The organism is Actinoplanes sp. NPDC051633, assembly GCF_040681735.1.
In the GTDB taxonomy this organism is placed as follows: Bacteria; Actinomycetota; Actinomycetes; order Mycobacteriales; family Micromonosporaceae; genus Actinoplanes.
Genome location: NZ_JBFAZH010001136.1, coordinates 1 through 2,489, shown reverse-complemented (window position 1 = coordinate 2,489; position 2,489 = coordinate 1). Strand labels below are relative to the sequence as shown.

Here is a 2,489-nt window from a genome sequence, read left to right as displayed (position 1 = left end):
CTGGAGCCGCTGCCGCTCGCGGTCGCCCGGCGGTTCCCCGATCTGGCCCGGCAGCCGTTGCTGCTGCTGATGCTCGCCCTCTACGACGCGACCGACAACGCGTTGCAGGCGGCGGATTCGTCGTTCGGCACGGTTCAGCTCTACGAGCGGCTGCTCGGCGACTTCGCGCGGCGTGAGGTGCGGCGCTGGCACGGCAAGGCGCCCGACGGTGAGCTGGACGAGCTGGTCGAGGACGAGCTGATGCGACTGTCCATCGTGGCGTTCGCGATGTTCAACCGGGGACGGCTGTGGGTCACCGAGGAAGAACTGAACGCCGATCTGGTGGCGCTCGGCATCGCGCCCGCGCGTACCCATCAGACCGGCGCCTTCCGCAGCGCCCTGACCCCCGGCCAGGAAGTGGTCGGGCGGTTCTTCTTCATCCAGCGCGCACAGGCCAATCAGGACGGCCGCACCCTGCAGACCTACGAGTTCCTGCACGCGACCTTCGGTGAGTATCTGGTCGCCCGCTTCGTGGTGAACCGGCTGCGGGAGAACGCGTCGCAAGGGTCGAGCGGCTTCGCGCGCCTGCGCGCCGCGCCGGTCGACGACGAGCTGCTCCGGTCGCTGCTCTGGTACATGTCGCTCAACGTGCGGCAGAACGTGGTGACCTACGCCGCGGAGCTGATCGCGCCGGACCGTGCGGCGATCCGCGCCTGGCTGGTGGATCGGATCCGTGCGGTCACCCTGCGATCCGGGTACGCGCCACGACCCGACGGTGGCGACATCTGGGTGGCCTTGTACTCGCTCAACCTGACGCTGCTCGCCCTCGCGTGCGGCGAGGAGCTGAGCGCGAGTGAGCTGTGGCCGGACGCGAAGGACCCGGCCGAGCTCATGCGGATGGTCGGGCAGTCGTGGCACTGCTCGATCCCGAGTGAGTTCTGGCTGGACGTGATGGCCGGGATCGAGGTCGAGCGCACCTGGACGGACGGACGGCGGGACATCGTGCTGAGCGCACGGCCGATCGACCACCCGGAGCAGGCGCGGGGCCCGCTCGATCCGCTGTGGTCGCACCGGATCCGGCCCGGTCACCGCATCGAGGCGACGCCCGGCGCCACCTTCGGGTCGTACTTCAACCTGGCCCGGGCGCAGCGGTCGATGAACCTGATCGGAGCCCTGAGCGACGACACGCTGCGGCACGCGGCCGACCCGTTCATCGAGCGGATGCCCTACGCCCTGACCAGCTGGGTCTCGCACGGCGAGGGGGACAGCGAGTCGGTGGTGCACAGCCTGCTGCGGGTGCTTCTCGCATCGGCCGCGGGCGAGGATGACCTGCCCCGCCTGTACGAGCGCGCGGTCACGGTCGCATGTGGCCGGATGGAGAACGACGCCGACCGGCGGTACCTGCGGGAGAAGACGACGCTGATGCTCGTCCGCACGATGGAACGCGACCGCAAGGCGCTGGGCAGCCGGAAGATCTTCGACCTGCTGAGCCGCATCGTGTCGGCCGGGCCGGCGGACGACGCGCTGGCCTCGGCCATCACGCACTGCATGACCGCGGGCGGCTCGGAGACCGAAGCGCGATGGCTGCGATCCCGCATGGAGATCGTCTGATGGCCCGCGGCTTGCGCTACGCGGACGCGGTGAAGCTGCTCGGCGGCCAGACGCCGGAGATCAAGGCGCTGGACAACCTGCTGGGCGGGGCGCTGGCCGTGGCGACCGGCGGCGGCAGCGATTTGGCGCTCGGCCTGTTCGACGCGAAGGCCGAGGTGATCCGGCTCGGCCACGTGCTCACCGACCGGCTGCACGAAAGGCTGCGCGGGCTGGGGCGCTTCGACCGCACGATGCGCCTCGAAGCCGCACACGGTGTGCTGGTCGTGACCGCCTTCTTCGAGGCCGTCGACGACATCACGCTGGCGGCCGGTCTGCGGGACACCGAGTTGACGCGCGAAGAGCAGATCACCCTGGCCGCCGGCGGCAGCACCGCAGGCGACTGGCTGCACCGAATGCTGAACCTTCCGTTGCCGGTGCCCTCGGCCGACCGGACGAGGGCGGAGCTGCGGACGCTGATCTCGGACTGGTATCTCGGGACGGCCCACAACTTCCGGAGGTTCCTCGAAGGACTGAGCCTATGGGAGGACGCGTCTGCGGACGTGCGGCGCCAGGTCAGCCACTCCTTCGACGACCGGGTCGCGGCCATCGGCACGCGGCGGTTCGAGGAGGCGCATCTGCGGCTGGCCGTCGAGATCCCGGAGTTCGCACTGTGGACCGAGCGCCTCGACACCACCGCTCGCCACCGGGAACTGCGACACAGCCTCGGCGAGCTGGGGGCGTTCTTACGGCGTACCTCACAAGGGTCCGACCCCGAGCGGCACCGCGCGGAACTCGCCCTCGCCTACCAGGCCGATCTTCATGAGCCGGTCGCCGGCGACGCCGGCGACCGGACCCTACCCGCGCCCGCCCAGGGCGACATGGACCCCCCCGAACGCGGCACGCCAGCCGCGCCCGCGGAA

General features: G+C 70.7%; 2 pseudogenes. Both read left to right on the top strand.

Annotated features, from left to right (window positions below):
* A pseudogene (locus AB0M20_RS38065) lies at positions 1–1,590 on the top strand (hypothetical protein); the annotation flags it as partial.
* Positions 1,590–2,489: pseudogene (locus AB0M20_RS38060) on the top strand (hypothetical protein); the annotation flags it as partial. The pseudogenes AB0M20_RS38065 and AB0M20_RS38060, both read left to right, overlap by 1 nt.